Origin of the sequence: Micromonospora sp. NPDC049081, from assembly GCF_040648835.1 — a bacterium.
GTDB lineage: Bacteria > Actinomycetota > Actinomycetes > Mycobacteriales > Micromonosporaceae > Micromonospora > Micromonospora antibiotica.
Window position 1 is genome coordinate 756,396 of record NZ_JBEZEK010000001.1, and the last position, 17,696, is coordinate 774,091.

At 73.7% G+C, this 17,696-nt stretch carries 14 protein-coding genes; 8 read left to right on the top strand and 6 right to left on the bottom strand.

Annotation, left to right across the window (positions count from 1 at the left end; all coding sequences use genetic code 11):
• Window positions 1-3: 3 nt before the first annotated feature.
• The 3 genes from AB0B63_RS02805 to mraZ all read right to left on the bottom strand — a co-directional run bounded on the left by AB0B63_RS02805 (window position 4) and on the right by mraZ (window position 2,347).
• Window positions 4-600 carry a hypothetical protein gene (locus tag AB0B63_RS02805; RefSeq protein WP_208569735.1) on the bottom strand — a complete coding sequence of 199 codons (597 nt, stop codon included), beginning with the start codon at window positions 598-600 and terminating at the stop codon, window positions 4-6.
• Entirely contained in the window at window positions 597-1,706 is a 1,110-nt protein-coding gene (gene rsmH, locus AB0B63_RS02810; protein WP_208569767.1) for a 16S rRNA (cytosine(1402)-N(4))-methyltransferase RsmH, read from the bottom strand. The genes AB0B63_RS02805 and rsmH overlap by 4 nt, the downstream gene beginning before the upstream one ends.
• A 209-nt stretch (window positions 1,707-1,915) precedes the next feature.
• Complete coding sequence (gene mraZ, locus AB0B63_RS02815; RefSeq protein WP_208569736.1) at window positions 1,916-2,347, bottom strand: division/cell wall cluster transcriptional repressor MraZ; 432 nt, start codon at window positions 2,345-2,347, stop codon at window positions 1,916-1,918.
• A 354-nt stretch (window positions 2,348-2,701) separates the two neighbouring features.
• Here mraZ and AB0B63_RS02820 point away from each other — a divergent pair, with 354 nt between their 5' ends.
• From AB0B63_RS02820 to AB0B63_RS02830, 3 genes are read left to right on the top strand one after another with little or no spacing between them, the layout of a single operon-like run.
• Entirely contained in the window at window positions 2,702-3,949 is a 1,248-nt protein-coding gene (locus AB0B63_RS02820; RefSeq protein ID WP_208569768.1) for a MurT ligase domain-containing protein, read from the top strand.
• Window positions 3,939-4,661, top strand: a complete 723-nt coding sequence (locus AB0B63_RS02825) for a glutamine amidotransferase (RefSeq protein WP_208569737.1) — start codon at window positions 3,939-3,941, stop codon at window positions 4,659-4,661. Before AB0B63_RS02820 ends, AB0B63_RS02825 begins: the two co-directional genes overlap by 11 nt.
• Window positions 4,658-5,362, top strand: a complete 705-nt coding sequence (locus tag AB0B63_RS02830; protein WP_208569738.1) for a VTT domain-containing protein — start codon at window positions 4,658-4,660, stop codon at window positions 5,360-5,362. Before AB0B63_RS02825 ends, AB0B63_RS02830 begins: the two co-directional genes overlap by 4 nt.
• Before the next feature lie 71 nt (window positions 5,363-5,433).
• On the opposite strand, the gene AB0B63_RS02835 is transcribed toward AB0B63_RS02830, so the two are convergent.
• Together AB0B63_RS02835 and AB0B63_RS02840 are read right to left on the bottom strand one after the other, a co-directional pair.
• The gene (locus AB0B63_RS02835; RefSeq protein WP_208569739.1) at window positions 5,434-6,120 is read right to left on the bottom strand and encodes a response regulator transcription factor; all 687 of its coding nucleotides are present in this window, start codon (window positions 6,118-6,120) and stop codon (window positions 5,434-5,436) included.
• Complete coding sequence (locus AB0B63_RS02840; RefSeq protein ID WP_357014105.1) at window positions 6,117-7,352, bottom strand: sensor histidine kinase; 1,236 nt, start codon at window positions 7,350-7,352, stop codon at window positions 6,117-6,119. Before AB0B63_RS02840 ends, AB0B63_RS02835 begins: the two co-directional genes overlap by 4 nt.
• A 132-nt stretch (window positions 7,353-7,484) precedes the next feature.
• Here AB0B63_RS02840 and AB0B63_RS02845 point away from each other — a divergent pair, with 132 nt between their 5' ends.
• On the top strand, window positions 7,485-8,396 hold the full coding sequence (locus AB0B63_RS02845; RefSeq protein ID WP_357014108.1) for an ATP-binding cassette domain-containing protein: 912 nt from the start codon (window positions 7,485-7,487) through the stop codon (window positions 8,394-8,396).
• Window positions 8,393-9,235: a hypothetical protein gene (locus AB0B63_RS02850; RefSeq protein WP_208569742.1), complete on the top strand. Its 843-nt coding sequence runs from the start codon at window positions 8,393-8,395 to the stop codon at window positions 9,233-9,235. The genes AB0B63_RS02845 and AB0B63_RS02850 overlap by 4 nt, the downstream gene beginning before the upstream one ends.
• 93 nt (window positions 9,236-9,328) lie before the next feature.
• Here the strand turns inward: AB0B63_RS02850 and leuS are convergent, their stop codons facing one another.
• Window positions 9,329-12,193, bottom strand: coding sequence for a leucine--tRNA ligase (leuS, locus tag AB0B63_RS02855; RefSeq protein ID WP_357014111.1), 2,865 nt, complete (start codon window positions 12,191-12,193; stop codon window positions 9,329-9,331).
• 498 nt (window positions 12,194-12,691) lie between these two features.
• Between leuS and AB0B63_RS02860 the strand changes: the two genes are divergently transcribed.
• The 3 genes from AB0B63_RS02860 to AB0B63_RS02870 are packed head-to-tail and all read left to right on the top strand — an operon-like array spanning window position 12,692 to window position 17,553.
• Window positions 12,692-13,750: a MoxR family ATPase gene (locus AB0B63_RS02860; RefSeq protein ID WP_091237553.1), complete on the top strand. Its 1,059-nt coding sequence runs from the start codon at window positions 12,692-12,694 to the stop codon at window positions 13,748-13,750.
• A gap of 1 nt (window position 13,751) precedes the next feature.
• The gene (locus AB0B63_RS02865; RefSeq protein WP_208569745.1) at window positions 13,752-15,050 is read left to right on the top strand and encodes a DUF58 domain-containing protein; all 1,299 of its coding nucleotides are present in this window, start codon (window positions 13,752-13,754) and stop codon (window positions 15,048-15,050) included.
• A 28-nt stretch (window positions 15,051-15,078) separates the two neighbouring features.
• Complete coding sequence (locus tag AB0B63_RS02870) at window positions 15,079-17,553, top strand: DUF3488 and transglutaminase-like domain-containing protein (RefSeq protein WP_357014115.1); 2,475 nt, start codon at window positions 15,079-15,081, stop codon at window positions 17,551-17,553.
• Window positions 17,554-17,696: the final 143 nt, after the last annotated feature.

Below are 17,696 nucleotides of genomic sequence, written 5' to 3' on the forward strand. Positions count from 1 at the left end.
GTGTTACCCCCCGTTGCCCTGCTGGCTGGTGATCGCCGGCTGTCCGTCGGCCGGCTGCGGCACGCCGATCAGCCGACCGTCCGGCAGCCGGATGTACGCCGGTTCGCCGGCCTCCACCAGGCCCAACTTGCGGGCCTCGGCGGTCAGGTTGCCCGGCTCCTTGGCCTCCTCGATCTGCTTCTCCAGCTGCTGCTGGTCGACGTCGAGGCGGGCCTGCTGCTGCTGGAGCTGCTGGAGCCGGAACGCGTTCTCGTTGATCTTGGTGTTGACGGCGAGGATGCCCAGCACCCCACCGACCACCAGCACCACGATCAGTGCCGCGAACGGCGCCCGGGGCACCCGGACCGGCGGCGGCGGCGCCACCCGCAGCCGGGGTGAACCGGTGCCGGTGGCCCGGGTGGCCGGCTGCTCGGCCGGCCGCAACGCGGCGCTGCCCTGGGTGGGGAACTCGCGCGCCCCCCGGCGAGCCTCCCCCGCTCGACCGGCGAGGTCCGCCGGCATCGTGGTACGGGTCGTGCGCTGCGCCGTGGTCCGGCCCCCCGACCGCGGTGCGCGCTGCCCGACGACCGCGTCGCGGTCGTCACGCTTGTTGACGTTCATGTCCCCTCCCCCTGTTCGTCCGTCCTGCCGTCCCCCGGCGTCGCCCCGTCATCCACTGTGGAACCCGGCGTCGACCCCGTGCCCGGTTGGTGCATCGCCCTGACCCGTCGGCGGGACCGTTCGCGGTCGGTCCGCCCCTGCTGCCCGGTGGTCGGGTCGAGTCGCTCCGCCGCCCGCAACCGCACGGATGCGGCCCGCGGGTTCGCGGTGACCTCGGCCTCCCCGGCGAGTTCGGCACCCCGGCTGAGCAGCCGGAACGTCGGACCCGACCCGGGTAGTTCCACCGGGAGGTCGACCGGGCCCTTACTGCGGACCCGGTCGGCGAGCGCCTGCTTGGTGAGCCGGTCCTCCAACGAGTGGTAGGACAGGACCACCATGCGGCCGCCCACGTTGAGCGTGTCGAGGGCAGCCGGCAGCGCCGTCTCCAGCACCACCAGTTCCCTGTTTACCTCGATCCGTAAAGCCTGAAACGTTCTCTTGGCCGGGTGTCCCCCGGTTCGTCGCGCTGGTGCCGGAATGCTCTCCCTGACCAGCTCGGCCAAGCGGGCCGACGAGGTGATCCGGCCCCGCTCCCGCTCCCGCAGGATCGCCGAGGCGATCCGGCCGGCGAACTTCTCCTCGCCGTAGACCCGCAACACCCGGGCCAGGTCCGGGTGGGAGTAGCTGTTGACCACCTCCTCGGCGGTCACCCCCCCGGTCTGGTCCATCCGCATGTCCAGGGGCGCGTCCTGGGCGTAGGCGAACCCGCGGTCGGGCGCGTCGAGTTGCAGTGAGGAGACGCCCAGGTCGAACAGCACCGAGTCGATGCCCGGATAGCCCAACCGCGCCACCACCTCGGGCAGCTCGTCATAGACGGCGTGCTCCAGGTGGATCCGGTCGGCGAACCGGGCCAGCCGGACCCGGGCGTGCGCCAGGGCCTCGGTGTCCCGGTCCAGGCCGATCAGCACCGTGTGCGGGTGCCGTTGCAGCACCGCCTCGGCGTGCCCGGCCAGACCCAGCGTGGCATCGACGTGGACCGTACGGCCGCCCCGGTCCAGCGCGGGGGCCAGCAGCTCGAGGCACCGCTCGAGCAGCACCGGCACGTGCGTGCCGCGCAGCTCCCCCATGTCGACCCCCACTGTGGAATAAGTCTCGTCGTGTCGCGCTCTGCTCGTCGGACGACGCCGTACCGTCGTACCGCCAGATCCCCATCCGCTCCCGCTCCGGCTCCGGGTCACCGACCCGGGGTGGAGATCGTGCCCCTGGCACCGGGGAAGGGGCGCCAGGAACTCGAAAGCGGCTGGAGATCTCGCAGTACGTCGGGCGTCGCCACGCCCTACAGACCGCCGGGCAGCACCCCCTCCTCGATGTCGGCGAAGTCGTCTTCGCTGTCGGCGAGGTAGCTCTCCCAGGCCGCCCGGTCCCAGATCTCCACCCGGGTGGACGCCCCGATCACCACCAGATCCCGGTCGAGCGCGGCATAGGACCGCAGGTGGGCCGGGATGGTGACCCGGCCCTGCTTGTCGGGGACCTCGTCGTGCGCGCTGGCGAAGAAGACCCGGCTGTAGGCCCGGGCCGCCTTGTTCGTCATCGGCTGCGCGCGCAACTGCTCGGCGATCCGCTGGAACTCGGGCGTGGGGAAGACGTAGAGACAGCGATCCTGTCCTTTGGTGATCACGACACCCCCCGCCAGTTCGTCCCGGAACTTGGCCGGAAGGATCAACCGACCCTTTTCGTCCAGGCGCGGAGTGTGGGTGCCGAGGAACATCGGCCCAACCCCCTCGCCCTGAGCGGCGTTCGCGGCGCCGCTGACCCCCTGGGCCGGTGGGCCCTCCCGGCCTCACCAATGCGCCCCACTCTACTCCACTTCCCTCCACCTGCAACCAGAATCGCCCGCCCGGCGCGTCGCCGGCGGGGCTAAAACCGCACGTCAGAGCCGGTGGAGCGAAGTGGAGGGCCGAGCCGCCCCCGCGCCGCGTCCGCTACCCGACATTGATCGACTCCGTCCGGTGGAGCGCTCCCCGACCGGACGCCCGGCCCACCCCGACCGAACGGTTCGCCGTCGGCGGCGATCTGGCGGGCGCGGAGGTCCGGTAACCTCGCTCGCGTGACAGACGCGAAGATGCCCCTGCGGGCGAAGGTGGCCAGCTCCGTGTCGAGGACCGCCGCGGCGCTGTCGCGCGCCGCCGGCCGGGGCGACGGCTCGGTGATCGGCGGGTGGATCGGGCTGAAGATCGACCCGGACCTGCTGGCCCACCTCTCGGCCGGTCGCGCCATCGCGCTGATCTCCGGCACCAACGGCAAGACCACCACCACCCGACTCAGCGCCGCCGCCGTCGGCGTGCTCGGCCGGGTCGCCACCAACTCCTTCGGCGCCAACATGCCCACCGGGCACACCTCGGCGCTGGCCAAGGCCGGCAGCACCCCGTACGCGGTGCTGGAGGTCGACGAGCACTACCTCGCGCAGGTGCTGGAGGCCACCGAGCCGCACGTGGTGGCCCTGCTCAACCTCTCCCGCGACCAGCTCGACCGGGCCAAGGAGGTGGCCATGATGGCGCAGCTCTGGCGGGCCGCCCTGATCCGGCACACCGACGTGCGGGTGGTGGCCAACGCCGACGACCCGATGGTGGTCTGGGCGGCGACCCCGCCGGCCGACCCCGCCCGGGGCGTCCGCCCGCCGCACGTCACCTGGTTCAGCGCGGGCCAGCGCTGGCACGACGACTCCTGGGTCTGCCCGGAGTGCGGCTCCACCATCCAGCGCTCCGGCGAGCAGTGGTGGTGCACCGGCTGCCCGCTGCGCCGCCCGGACGCCCAGTGGACGGTGGAGGACGACGGTGTGCTCGACCCCACCGGGGCCTGGCACAAGGTGACCCTCCAACTCCCCGGCAAGGTCAACCTCGGCAACGCGGCCACCGCCCTCGCCGTCGCCGCCGAGTTCGGGGTACGCCCCGTCGACGCGGTCTCCCGGCTGCACACGGTCAGCTCGGTCGCCGGCCGGTACGCCCAGGTCGACCGGGACGGCCGCAACATCCGGCTGCTGCTGGCGAAGAACCCGGCCAGCTGGCTGGAGGCGTTCGACATGGCCGACGAGGCACCGACCCTGCTGTCCATCAACGCCCGCGACCCCGACGGGCTGGACACCTCCTGGCTGTTCGACGTCGACTTCGCCCCGCTGCGCGGCCGGCAGGTCCTCATCACCGGTGACCGGGCGTACGACCTGGCGGTCCGGCTCGACGTCAACGGGGTGCCGTTCCAGCACGTCCGGGCGTTCGGCGAGGCGGTCCGGGCGGTGCCGCCGGGCCGGCTGGAGGTCATCGCGAACTACACCGCCTTCCAGGACATCCGAGCGGAGTTGGACCGTGTCAACTGAGAGCCTGCGTATCGTCTGGATCTACCCCGACCTGCTCTCCACCTACGGCGACCGGGGCAACCTGCTGATCCTGGCCCGCCGGGCGCAGCAGCGCGGGATGCCGGTCGAGGTGCTGGAGGTCCGCTCCGACCAGCGGTTGCCCGCCACCGCCGACATCTACCTGATCGGCGGCGGCGAGGACGGCCCGCAGGCACTCGGCGCGCAGCGCCTGCTCGCCGACGGTGGCCTGCACCGGGCCGTCGCCCAGGGGTCGGTGGTCTTCGGCGTCTGCGCCGGCTACCAACTGCTCGGCACCTCCTTCTTCGCCAAGGGCACCAAGTGCGCCGGGCTGGAGCTGCTCGACCTCTCCTCCGACCGGGGTCCCACCCGGGCGGTCGGCGAGCTGGCCGGCGAGATCGACCCGAGGCTGGGGGTGCCGGCGCTGTCCGGGTTCGAGAACCACGGCGGCCGGACCCACCTCGGCCCCGGTGTGTCGCCACTGGCCCGGGTCAGCGCCGGGGTCGGCAACGACGGCGTCACCGAGGGGGCCTGGCGGGGCAGCCTGCTGGGCACCTACTCGCACGGGCCGGCACTGGCCCGTAACCCGGCCCTGGCCGACCTGCTGCTGCGCTGGGCCACCGGCGCGCACCAGCTCCCCCCGCTGGACGACACCTGGGCCGACCGGCTCCGCTCCGAACGCCGCGCCGCGGTGGCCTCCGCCGCCCGGACATGACCCACCGTCGGGCGGCCGCGGTCGCCGCCGCCCGGCGGTCGCTCGGTCAGCCGTCCGCCCGGCGGTTCGCCCTGCTGCTGGTCATGCTCGTCGGGTTCGCGGCGGTGCTGCTGGTGGCACCCCGGCCGGACGTCGGCGAGCTGCCCCGGCTAGCCGACACCCTCGGCGGGTACGCCCCGGTCGTCGGGATCGTCGTCGGGGCGTTGCTGCTGGTGGCGCTCGTCCCCCGGACGTTCGTCACGCTCGTGGCGGGGGCCGTCTTCGGTGCCTTGGAGGGGGCGGCGTACGCGCTCGGCGCGGCGCTGCTGGCCGCCGCGCTCGGCTTCGCCGTCGGCCGGGTGCTGGGGCGGGAGTTCGTCGCCGAGCGGGTACGCGGCCGGCTGGCCCGGCTCGACGGCTGGTTCGCCCGGCAGAGCGTGCTGGGCGTGATCACCGTACGGATGCTGCCGATCGCCGGGTTCGGCCTGGTCAGCTACGGCTACGGCACCACCGGAGCGCGGGTGCTGCCGTTCCTGGTCGGCAGCGTGCTGGCCTCCGCCCCGACCGCCTTCGGCTACGCCGCCATCGGCGCGGCGGCCAGCTCCCCCGGCAGCATCAACTGGTACGCCGCCGCCCCGGCCAGCCTCGGGCTGATCGCCAGCGCGGTGCTGGCGTACCAGTGGTGGCGGGCGGAGCGCCGACGTCGGCTCGACCCGGGCTGACCCCGACCGGCGTCGGGGACCGGCGCTGACACCGGACGGGCCGGCCGGTGGCGTGCCGTCGCCCCGGCGGATCAGGGACCCCGTTGCGCGTCACGGTCGTCCCTGTGCGCGGGGTTGACCAGCCCGGCCTCGTAGGCGGCGATGACCAGGTGCACCCGGTCCCGTGCGCCGAGCTTGGTGAACAGCCGGGCCACGTGGGCCTTGGCGGTGGCCGCGCTGATGAACAGGTGCGCGGCGATCTCCGTGTTGGACAGCCCCCGACCGACCAGGGTCAGCACCTCGCGTTCCCGCTCGGTCACCCCGGGCAGGGCGCGCGGGTGGGCGGCCCGGTCGGGGCGGCGGGCGAATTCGGCGATCAGCCGGCGGGTCACCGCCGGTGCGATGAGGGCGTCACCGGCGGCGACCACCCGGACCGCGCCGAGGATGTCGTCCAGGGCCATGTCCTTGACCAGGAATCCGCTCGCCCCGGCACGCAGTGCGCCGTGCACGTGCGCGTCGTCGTCGAACGTGGTCAGCACCAGCACCCGGGGCGGGCCGCCGGCCGCGGTGATCGCCCGGGTGGCGGTGATGCCGTCGGTCCCGGGCATCCGCAGGTCCATCAGCACCACGTCGGGCACCACGTCCCGGGCCAGCCGGACCGCCTCCGCGCCGGTGCCGGCCTCACCGACCACCTCGATGTCGGGTGCGTCGGCGATCAGCACCCGCAGACCGGCGCGGACCAGCGGCTGGTCGTCGACGAGCAGGACCCGGATGCTCACCCGTCGGCCCCGGCGGGCATCTCGACGCTGGCCCGTCCGTCGTCGGCCGGCAGGCGGGCGGCGACCCGGAAACCGCCCTCCGGGCGCGACCCGGCGGCGAACCGGCCCCCGAGCAGCGTCACCCGTTCCCGCATGCCGACGATCCCGTGCCCCGCACCCGCACCGCTGGGCGGAGCGCCCCGGCCCGCGTCGACCACCTCGACGCGGAGCCCGTCCGGCAGGTAGCCGAGGGTGACCTGACACCGGTCGACGTCGGCGTGCCGGACGACGTTCGTCAGCGCCTCCTGCACGATCCGGTAGGCGGCGAGGTCGACCTCCCCGGGCAGCTGTCGGGGCGGGCCCTCCCGGCGTACCGCCACCCGGACCCCCGCCTCGGCGGCGACGTCGACCAGCCGGTCCAGGTCCGCCAGACCGGGCGGCGGGTCGAGCGACGCCGCCGCCTGCTGCGGGTGACGCAGCGCGCCGACGGTACGCCGCAGCCCGGCCAGCGTGTCCCGGCTGGTCTGCTCGATGGCGGCGAGTGCGGCCCGGGCCTGTCCCGGCTGGGTGTCGATGACCCGGGCTCCGACACCCGCCTGGATGGCGATGACGCCGATGCTGTGCGCCACCATGTCGTGCACCTCCCGGGCGATCCGCAGCCGCTCCGCAGTGACCGCCTCGACGGCGGCGTGCGCACGTGACTCCTCGGCGTGCCGGCGGCGGGCCCGCGCCGCGCCGCCGGCCACCACGGCGGCGACCACCAGCAGCACCGAACTGGTGGCCCGGTCGACCGGGCCGGTGGCCGAGTTGACGAAACCCGCAGTGACCTGCAGCACGAGCACCACGGCGGCGGCGGGGACCGCGATCCGGCCCGGGAAGCGTGCCGCGACCAGCCCCACCATCGCATCGACGACGAGGAACTGCAGGTACCAGACGGCGGACAGGTAGCCGTTCTCCCACGCGTTCGTCGCCACGGTCACCGTGCAGGCCCCGACGAGGGCCAGCCCCAGCGCGAGCAGCGGACGACGTCCCAGCAGCGCGGCGGGCAGCAGCACCACCAGCGCCGGCGCGAGATAACGCAGCGGAATCCCCGGCACGCTCCCGTCGGGGGTGGGGACCGGCAGGAGCGGACCGCCCGTGCCGACGGTCGACGCGAGCAGCACCACGACCGGGAGCAGGCCCACCCCGGCCCAGACGAGGACCGTCCGCACCCGGCGGGCGACGGGGTCCGGACGGGCGGTGACGGCACGCATGGGCACACCGTAGCCAGCGGGCGGGCGGGTGGTCATCAGCCGGCGGGCGTACGCCCCGGGGCCTACCCCGCGGGGCCCGAAGTGGCCGGCGGTACGACGCCCGGTCGGCCACCGTCCGGCAGCGTCGAACCCGTGATCGAGATACGTGACCTCACCAAGCGGTACGGCCGGACCACTGCCGTGGACCGGCTGACCCTCACCGTCCGACCCGGACACGTGACCGGGTTCCTCGGGCCGAACGGCGCCGGCAAGTCCACCACCCTCCGGTTGCTGCTCGGCCTGCACCGCCCGACCAGCGGCAGCACCCTGATCGACGGGCAGCCGTTCGCCGCACGCCGGCGCGGGTTGCGGCACGTCGGCGCGCTGCTCGACGCGGGCGACGTGCACGGCGGGCGCAGCGCCCGCTCGCACCTGCGGGCGCTGGCCGCCAGCAACGCCATCGGCCGGTCGCGGGTCGACGAGGTGCTGGGCGAGGTGGGCCTGACCGGCGTCGCCGGACGCCGGATCGGTGGTTTCTCGCTCGGCATGAAGCAGCGGCTCGGTATCGCCGCCGCGCTGCTGGGCGATCCGCCGACGCTGCTGTTCGACGAGCCGTTCAACGGGCTCGACCCGGCGGGGGTGCGCTGGGTGCGTGAACTGTTCCGGCGGCTCGCCGCCGAGGGCCGGACCGTCCTCGTCTCCAGCCATCTGATGAGCGAGATGGAACAGACCGCCCAGCACCTGGTGGTGATCGGCCGGGGCGAGTTGATCGCCGACGAGAGCCTGGCCGAGTTCGCCGCCCGCAGCGTCCAGACGCAGGTCGTGGTCCGTACGCCCGATCCGGCGGCACTGACCGTCGCGGTGCGCGAGGTGGGCGCGGACGTCGGGACGACCCCCGAGGGGGCGCTCGTGGTGACCGGCCTGAGCCCGACGGCGCTCGGCGACCTGGCCTTCACCCGGGGCATCCCGGTGCACGAATTGATCACCCGGTCCACCTCGTTGGAGGAGGCGTTCATGAACCTCACCGCCGACCGCGTCGACTACCGGGCGGGAGAACACCGGTGACCGCCTCGACCGAGGCCGCCCGGGGCGCCGGCCGCCGGGCCGTCGAGCCCGCCGCCCGCTTCCGTGACCTGCTCGCCTCCGAATGGCTCAAGCTGTGGTCGCTGCGTTCCACCTACGGGTCGATGGCGCTGATCGCGGTGTCGGCCATGCTGTTCAGCGTGCGGGCGGCCCTGGCCGACCACCACAACTGGCCGGGCTACTCGGCGGAGCGGCAGGCCGCGTTCGACCCGATCCACGACGCCTTCCCCGAGGAGGGTTGGTTGTTCGTCATCCTCGCCGCCGGGGCGGTCGGCGCGGTGGCGATCGCCGGTGAGTACGCCAGCGGCCAGATCCGTACGACGTTCGCCGCCGTACCGGCCCGGTCCGCCGTGGCCGCCGCCAAGGTGCTGGTGTTGGCGACGGTCATGCTGGTCGTCGGGGTGCTGACGGCAGGTGTCTCGTTCGGGTTGTCGCAGGCCATCCTCGCCGACCGGGGGGCCGGCGCGTCGCTCGGCGACCCCGGGGCGTTGCGGGCGGTCGTCGCCTCGGCGCTGCTGCTGCCGGTCTGCGCGCTCATCGGCCTGGGCTTCGGTGCGTTGCTGCGGCACACCGCCCCGGCGATCGTCGCGACCACGGGGCTACTGCTCCTGCTGCCGCTGGCCTTCGACCTGGAGAACCGGTGGACGGCCGCGATCCACAACGCCCTGCCGGTGCCGGCCTGGGAACGGCTCGTCGCGAACCCGTACATCCAGTTCAACGAGCACCTCGCCACGGTCCCGGGTTCGTGGGTGGCGCTCGCCGCCTGGCCGGTCGTCGCCACCCTGGTGGCCGCGCTGGTCGTGCACCGCCGCGAACCCTGACCGGCTCCACGGTCCGCAGCGGCACGCCGGGCGGGCCGGTGGGAAGGGCCCCTCGCGCCGCCTGAAGCGTCGACGAGGGGCCCTTCCGACAGGTCAGGCGACGACCGAGACCAGCCGGCCCGGCACCACGATGACCTTGCGGGGTTCCTTGCCGGCCAGCGCGGACGCGACCGCCTCCAGGGCCGCCGCCCGGACGGCCTCCTGCGGCGCGTCGGCGGGCACCTCGACCCGGCCCCGGACCTTGCCGTTGACCTGCACCGGGTAGGTGACCGTGTCGGCGACCAGCAGCGCCGGGTCGGCGGTCGGGAAGTCCGCGTACGCCAGGGAGGTGTCGTGGCCCAGCATCCGCCACAGCTCCTCGGCGACGTGCGGGGCGAACGGGGCCAGCATCAGCACCAGCGGCTCGGCCACCTCACGGGGGGTCTGTTCCAGCCGGGTCACCGCGTTGGTCAGCTCGATCAGCTTGGCGATCGCGGTGTTGAACCGGATGCCCTCCATGTCGGTGCGGACCCCGTCGATCACCCGGTGCAGCAGCCGGCGGGTCTCGGTGTCGGCGGGCGCGTCGGTGACCCGCAGCGTGCCGGTCTGCTCGTCGACCACGGCCCGCCACACCCGTTGCAGGAACCGGTACGACCCGACCACCGCCCGGGTCTCCCACGGGCGGGACACCTCCAGCGGGCCCATCGACATCTCGTACACCCGGAAGGTGTCCGCGCCGTAGGCCGCGCACATGTCGTCCGGGGTGACCACGTTGCGCAGCGACTTGCCCATCTTGCCGTACTCGCGGGTCACCTCCTGCTCGCCGTGCATCCAGCGGCCGTCGACCTCGACGACCTCCTCGGCCGGCACCGGGGTGCCCCGGGAGTCGCGGAAGGCGTACGCCTGGATCATGCCCTGGTTGAACAGCTTGCGGAACGGCTCGAACGACGACACGTGCCCCAGGTCGTACAGCACCTTGTGCCAGAACCGGGCGTACAGCAGGTGCAGCACGGCGTGCTCGGCACCCCCGACGTACAGGTCGGTGCCCCCGCAGTCGCCCTCGGCGCGCGGGCCCATCCAGTACGCCTCGTTCTCCGGGTCGACGAAGTGTGCGGCGTTGGTCGGGTCCAGGTAGCGCAGCTCGTACCAGCAGGAGCCGGCCCACTGCGGCATCACGTTGGTCTCCCGGGTGTACCGCTGGGGCCCGTCGCCCAGGTCCAGCTCCACCTCGACCCAGTCGCGCCGCCGCGACAGCGGGGTCTCCGGGTTGCTGTCGGCGTCGTCCGGGTCGAACGTCTTCGGCGAGAAGTCGTCCACCTCGGGCAGCTCGACCGGCAGCATCTCCTCGGGCAGGGCGATGGCCGCGCCGGTGGCGTCGTAGACGATCGGGAACGGCTCGCCCCAGTAGCGCTGCCGGGAGAACAGCCAGTCCCGCAGCCGCCAGGTGACCGCGCCGACGCCGTGGCCGTTGGCCTCCAGCCAGGCGATGGTCGCCGCCTTGGCGTCGGCCACCCCCAGCCCGTTCAGGTCCAGGCCGCGCTCGGGGGCGGCGCTGTTGATCGCCGGCCCGTCCCCGGTGTACGCCTTCCCGTCGAACCCGTCGGCCGGCTGCACGGTCCGCACGATCGGCAGCTCGAAGACCTCGGCGAAGGCCCAGTCCCGCTCGTCCTGGGCGGGCACCGCCATGATCGCGCCGGTGCCGTAGCCGGCCAGCACGTAGTCGGCGATGAAGATCGGGATCTGCCCACCGGTGACCGGGTGGGTGGCGTACGCGCCGACGAAGACGCCGGTCTTCTCCTTGGTGTCGGCCTGCCGCTCCACGTCGGTCTTGGCCGCCGCCGCCTTCCGGTACGCCTCGACGGCCTCCCGGGGGCCGGCGTGCCCACCGGTCCAGGCGTCCCGGGTCCCGGCCGGCCAGGCGGCCGGGGTCAGCGCGTCGACCAGCTCGTGCTCGGGGGCCAGCACCAGGTAGGTGGCCCCGAAGATGGTGTCCGGCCGGGTGGTGAAGACTCTGATGCGGGCTCCGCCCGCGACACCGGGATCAGTGGTCCCGGTCGCGAAGTCGATGTGCGCGCCGGTGGAGCGGCCGATCCAGTTGCGCTGCTGCAGCTTGATCGACTCGGGCCAGTCCAGCGTGTCCAGGTCGTCCAGCAGCCGGTCACCGTACGCGGTGATCCGCATCATCCACTGCTTCAGGTTGCGCTTGAAGACGGGGAAGTTGCCCCGGTCGGAACGGCCGTCGGCGGTGACCTCCTCGTTGGCCAGCACGGTGCCCAGCCCCGGGCACCAGTTCACCGGCGCCTGCGAGACGTACGCCAGCCGGTGGTCGTCGACGATCCGCCGCTGCTCGGCCGGGCTCAGCTCGGCCCAGGCCCGACCGTCGGGGGTGGGCCGGTCACCGGCGGCGAACTCGGCGGTCAGCTCGGCGATCGGCCGGGCCCGGCGGGCGTCGGCGTCGTACCAGGAGTTGAAGACCTGCAGGAAGATCCACTGGGTCCACCGGTAGAAGTCGGTGTCGATGGTGGCCATCGAACGCCGCTCGTCGTGGGCCAGCCCCAGCCGGCGCAGCTGCGCCTTGTACCGCTCGATGTTGGCCACGGTGGTCGTGCGGGGGTGGGTGCCGGTCTGCACCGCGTACTGCTCGGCGGGCAGGCCGAACGCGTCGAAGCCCATCGCGTGCAGCACGTTGCGCCCGGCCATCCGCTGGTAGCGGGCGAAGCAGTCGGTGCCGATGTAGCCCAGCGGGTGGCCGACGTGCAGCCCCGCCCCGGACGGGTACGGGAACATGTCCAGCACGTACAGCTTCTCCGCGCCCGCCCGCGGGTGACCGGGGTCGGCCAGCGGACCGGTCGGGTTCGGGGCGTGGAAGGTGCCCTCCCGCTCCCAGGTGCCCTGCCACCGACGCTCGATCTCGTCGGCCATGGCCGCGGTGTACCGGAACGGGGGGATGTCGCCCGCCGGTGCGGCTGCCTCACTCATACCTACTCCTTGGCGCGGTCATCGCGGTCGTGTCGCACTGACGCGATCATCGGGGACCGGTGCCCTCGGGCGGGACCGGCGCGGTCGTGTCGGATCTGGGGAAGCGTCGGGCCCGCAGGACCCTGCCGCGGGCACGAAAAAGCCCCTCGCACAGGAGGGGCCGCCGTGCTGTCGCGCGTCAGCGCATCAGCACGGCCCGGTAAGAAGCAGGGAGACTGCGCTCATGTCCCGCAGTCTACCCCCTGGCAGCCGTCGGCCGGGGACCGCACCCGCCCCGACGGTCACCTTCCGTGAGCACCCGGCCGCGTCGGGTCCCCCGACCTGACGAATATCCGCTGTGTGACCGGCCGACTTCCGGCAGGGTTCGGCGTTCACCGTAAACATGGTTAGCCTGAGAGACCAGTGCGATTCCTGCGGCAGACGAGGCTTCCCGTTGCGAACCGAACGACGGGTCCAGGTGCTCTTTACCGAGCTGCCGTCGCGACGAGGAGAAGGCCCGTGACACAACAGACCTGGGACGAGGTGGGCGGCGTGCTGCCGCACGACGAGTTCCGCGCCGCCAGTGAGGCCGTCGTGGCCAACATCGAGCAGGTCATCGAGGGCAAGACAGCCACCGTGCGGCTCGCCCTGGCCGTCCTGCTCGCCGAGGGTCACCTGCTGATCGAGGACGTCCCAGGAGTCGGCAAGACCAAGCTGGCCAAGGCGCTCGCCCGGTCCATCGACTGCTCGGTGCGGCGCATCCAGTTCACCCCCGACCTGCTGCCCAGCGACGTCACCGGGGTCAGCGTCTACAACCAGGAGACGCACGACTTCGAGTTCCGCCCCGGCGCGGTCTTCGCCAACCTGGTGGTCGGCGACGAGATCAACCGGGCCTCCCCCAAGACGCAGTCCGCCCTGCTGGAGTGCATGGAGGAGCGTCAGGTCACCGTCGACGGGGTGACCTACCAGCTCCAGACCCCGTTCATGGTGATCGCCACCCAGAACCCGATCGAGATGGAGGGGACGTACCCCCTCCCGGAGGCGCAGCGGGACCGGTTCACCGCCCGCATCGCGATGGGCTACCCGGGCCCGGAGGCCGAGCTGGCCATGCTGGACGGGCACGGCGCGGCCGACCCGCTCCAGGAGCTGCGGCCCGTCTCCGACGCCGACACGGTCCGCCGCCTGATCGCCACCGTGCGTAACGTGCACGTCGCCGACGCCGTCAAGCAGTACGCCGTCGACCTGGTCACCGCCACCCGGGAGGCCCCCGACCTGCGGCTGGGCGCGTCCCCCCGGGCCACCCTGCAACTGTTGCGCACCGCCCGCGCGGTGGCCGCCCTGGAGGGCCGCGACTACGTGCTGCCCGACGACCTCCAGGCGCTCGCGGTGCCGGTGCTGGCCCACCGGATCATCCCCACCGCCGACGCCCAGCTGGCCCGCCGCACCACCGACGCGATCGTCGCCGAGCTGGTGCACCGGCTGGCCCTGCCGGCGGACCGCAAGCGTCCCACCGGGTACGACACCCCCCGCCCCGCCGCCGGCAACGGCCGCCCGCCGTTCGAGCCGCGGAGGCCGTGACGTGCGTGCCGGGCTGCGTGGCCTGACCACCCGGGGCCGGTCGTTCCTGGCGGCGGCGATCGCCGCGGCGATCTCCGCCGGCATCCTCGGCGAACGGGACCTGCTCCGGGTGGCGGTGCTGCTCGCCGTCCTGCCGCTGCTCGCCGCGCTGTACGTCGGCCGGACCCGCTACAAGCTGGCCTGCAACCGCTCGCTGGACCCGCACCGGGTGCCGGTCGGGGCCAGCTCCCGGGTGGTGCTGCGGTTGCAGAACATGTCCCGGCTGCCCACCGGCACCCTGCTGCTGGAGGACCGGCTGCCCTACGCGCTGGGCAGCCGTCCCCGGGTGGTGCTGGAACGACTCGGCGCGCACCAGGCCAGCTCGGTGGCGTACACGGTCCGCGCCGACGTACGCGGCCGCTACGAGGTGGGCCCGCTGGTGGTCCGGATGACCGACCCGTTCGGGCTGTGCGAGCTGAGCCGGGCCTTCCCCAGCACCGAGCAGCTGACCGTGATCCCGCAGGTCACCCCGCTGCCCTCGGTACGCCTACCCGGCGAGTACGCCGGCAGCGGCGACAGCCGGGCCCGGTCGGTGGCGGTGCACGGCGAGGACGACGCCGCCACCCGGGAGTACCGCAGGGGCGACGATCTGCGCCGGGTGCATTGGAAGTCGACGGCCCGCACCGGTGAGCTGATGGTGCGCCGGGAGGAACAGCCCTGGGAGAGCCGGGCCACGGTGCTGCTGGACACCCGGGCGCACGGTCACCGGGGTGACGGTCCCACGGCCAGTTTCGAGTGGTCGGTCTCCGCCGCCGCCAGCATCGCCTCGCACCTGCGGCAGGCCGGTTACAAGCTGCGCCTGGTCACCGGGGACGGGGTGGACGTGGACGCCACCGAGACCACCGGGGACGGCCTGCTCCTCGACCAGCTCGCCGACGTCCGGCTCGACCAGCGTGGTGACGTGGCGACCCTGGTGCAGCGGGTCCGGCAACGCGCCGACGGGGGCCTGATCATCGCCTTGTTCGGCTCACTGACCACCAGTGAGGCGGAGTTGCTGAGCGGGCTGCGCGGCAGCGGCGCGACGTGCGTCGGCTTCGTGCTCAACAGCTCCACCTGGCTCAGCCTGCCGGAACGGGCCCGGTTCGAGGCCGAGCAGACCCACGCCGCCGCCGCGTTGGCCCTGTTGCAGGGCGGCTGGCGGGTCATCGGGGTCAACCACGACGGCCAACTGCCGGTGCTCTGGCCGCAGGCCGGGCGCGGTTCGCAGGGCTTCGCGCTGCGTGCCGCCCTCGCCGAGACGGTCGCCGGGGCCGTCCGGTGAGCCGTCCGACGACAGGGAGGGTGACGTCGTGATCGCGTCCCGGAACATCGGCTTCGTGGCCGCGGTGGCGACCCTGCTCGCCGCGGCACCACTGTCGTCGATCTTCCAACAGTGGACCTGGCTGATCCAGTCCGCCATCGCGGTCGCCGTGGTGGCCGGCGCGGCGGCGCTCACCCGACTGGTCCGGGCCCCCCTGTGGGGTCAGGTGCTGGGCATGCTCGCCGGTCTGCTGCTCGCCCTGACCTGGCTCTTCCCCGGTGGCGGCGAGCTGATCGCCTTCCTGCCCACGCCGGCGACGCTGGCCCACTTCGGCGAGCTGGCGCAGGGCTCCTTGCAGGACATGCGCTCCTACGGGGTGAAGGTGCCCGACACCACCCCGCTGCTGTTCATCAGCGTGCTCGGGGTGGGCTCGGTCGCGGTGGTGGTCGACGTCCTCGCCGTCGGGCTGCGGCGACCGGCCCTGGCCGGACTGCCGATGCTGGCCATCTACTCGGTGCCGGTCGCGGTCTACGTCGACAGCGTCCCCGCGCTGCCGTTCGTGGTCGGCGCCGCCGGCTACCTCTGGCTGCTGGTGACCGACAACGTCGACCGGGTCCGCCGGTTCGGCCGCCGGTTCACCGGTGAGGGCCGCGACGTGGACGTCTGGGAGTCCTCCCCGCTGGCCGCCGCCGGTCGCCGGCTGGCGGTGGTCGGGGTGGCGCTGGCCGTGGTGCTGCCGTTGGCCGTGCCGGGGATGACCGGTGGGCTGCTGGACCAGTTCAACACCGCCGGCAACGGCACCGGCAACGGCACCGGCCGCCCCGGGCAGGGTGGCGGGCCAGGCCGGATCGACCTCTTCGCGTCGCTCAGCGGGCAGCTCAACCAGTCCGAGGTGGCCGACATGGTCAAGGTCACCACCACCGAGCAGAACCCGTTCTACCTGCGCTTCGGGGTCGCCGACGAGCTGCGCCCGGACGGTTTCCGGGTACGCCCGCCCAACGGCCGCCCGGTGAACCGGGAGCTGCCCGACCCGTCGGGTCGCACCGGGCCGGGGGTGGAGCAGCGGACCTACCGGGCGACGGTGGAGATCAACCGCACGCTGAGCATGCCCTTCGTGCCGCTCTACACCGACCCGGTCAGCTTCGACGGGCTCAACGGCAACTGGTCGTACGACCAGAACCTCGGGGTGGTCTTCTCCAACCGGGACAACTCCCGGAGCAAGCGCTACTCGTTCGAGTACGTGCGCTCGACGTTCACCCCGGCGGCGCTGCGTCGGGCCCGCCCGTTGCCGGCCGAGCACCCGATCCGGCTGCAACAGACCCGCACCCCGGAGGTCCGTGAGGTCAGCCTGCTGGTCAGCCGGCTGGTGGAGGGGAAGTCCACCGACTACGACCGGGTCCGGGCGATCTACGACTACTTCTCCCGGGAGAACGGCTTCAGCTACTCGCTGAGCACCAAGGGCGGCACCAGCGGTCAGGAGATCGTCGACTTCCTCACCAACAAGGTCGGCTACTGCCAGCAGTACGCGGCGGCGCTGGCCTGGCTGGTACGCGAGGCCGGCATCCCGGCCCGGGTGGCGTTCGGCTTCACCAACGGCAGCAGCACCAACGGGGACACCTACACGTTGACCAACCGGAACCTGCACGCCTGGACGGAGGTCTACTTCGACCAGTTCGGTTGGGTCCCGTTCGACGCCACCCCGGCGTACGGCGTCCAGGGGGCGAACCGGTCGGCGTGGGCGCCGGACTCCGACGCCCCGGACCCGGAGCCGTCGGACACCGCCGCGCCGGCCGCCCCGCAGGACCCGGGGGCCACCACGGGGCCGCAGCGGGACGAGGCCGCCGACAAGGACACCGACGCCGGTTTCGACCCGACCACCGGCGCTCCCGTCGAACGTGCCCCGACCTGGCCCTGGTGGACGGTGGGCGCGCTGCTCGCGGTGGCGGCGCTGTTGGCCGTCCCGGCGCTGCGGCGGCGGGCGCTGCGCCGGCAACGGCACCACCTGCCGACCCCGGTGGCGGCCGGGCCCGCCCCCGACGACGGGGCGGGCGGGAGCAGCCCGATGACGGTGCTGGGCGTGGACGCCGAACGGGCCCGGGCGGACGCCCACGCGGCCTGGGACGAGTTGCTCGACACCCTGGTCGACTACCGGGTGCGGATCGACCGGACGGAGACGCCCCGGGCGACCGCCGAGCGGCTGGCCCGGGAGGCGGTCGGTGAGGACGCCGGATCCGCCACGGCGGTACGGCTGCTCGGTCGCGCCGAGGAACGTGCCCGGTACGCCCGGGACCCGCTCACCGGCGAACCGCTGCACCCGGCGTTGCGGACGGTACGCGACAGTCTCGCCGCGCGGGCGGACCGGCGTACCCGGTTCCTCGCCGCCGTGCTGCCCCCCTCGGTGCTGCTGCGCTGGCGTACCTCGCTCGGCGACACGTCGGCGCGTCTGGTGACGGCTTCCGGCCGGCTCCGCCGCCTGCTGCTGCGCTGGAACCCGCGCCGCCTGCTCGCCACCCGCCGCGCCTGACTCCGCCCCGGCCGCCTCGCCCCGGCAGGGCAGACCGCTCGTGGGGCGGACCGCTCGTGGGGCGGACCGCTCGTGGGGCGGACCGCTCGTGGGGCGGACCGCTCGTGGGGCGGACCGCTCGTGGGGCGGACCGCTCGTGGGGC

What these genes read in the sequence shown, in the direction of transcription:
- AB0B63_RS02805 (WP_208569735.1), bottom strand. Translation starts at nt 600, where the DNA reads ATGAACGTCAACAAGCGTGACGACCGCGACGCGGTCGTCGGGCAGCGC.
- AB0B63_RS02830 (WP_208569738.1), top strand. Translation starts at nt 4,658, where the DNA reads ATGACCCACCGTCGGGCGGCCGCGGTCGCCGCCGCCCGGCGGTCGCTC.
- mraZ (WP_208569736.1), bottom strand. Translation starts at nt 2,347, where the DNA reads ATGTTCCTCGGCACCCACACTCCGCGCCTGGACGAAAAGGGTCGGTTG.
- leuS (WP_357014111.1), bottom strand. Translation starts at nt 12,193, where the DNA reads ATGAGTGAGGCAGCCGCACCGGCGGGCGACATCCCCCCGTTCCGGTAC.
- AB0B63_RS02820 (WP_208569768.1), top strand. Translation starts at nt 2,702, where the DNA reads ATGCCCCTGCGGGCGAAGGTGGCCAGCTCCGTGTCGAGGACCGCCGCG.
- rsmH (WP_208569767.1), bottom strand. Translation starts at nt 1,706, where the DNA reads ATGGGGGAGCTGCGCGGCACGCACGTGCCGGTGCTGCTCGAGCGGTGC.
- AB0B63_RS02840 (WP_357014105.1), bottom strand. Translation starts at nt 7,352, where the DNA reads ATGCGTGCCGTCACCGCCCGTCCGGACCCCGTCGCCCGCCGGGTGCGG.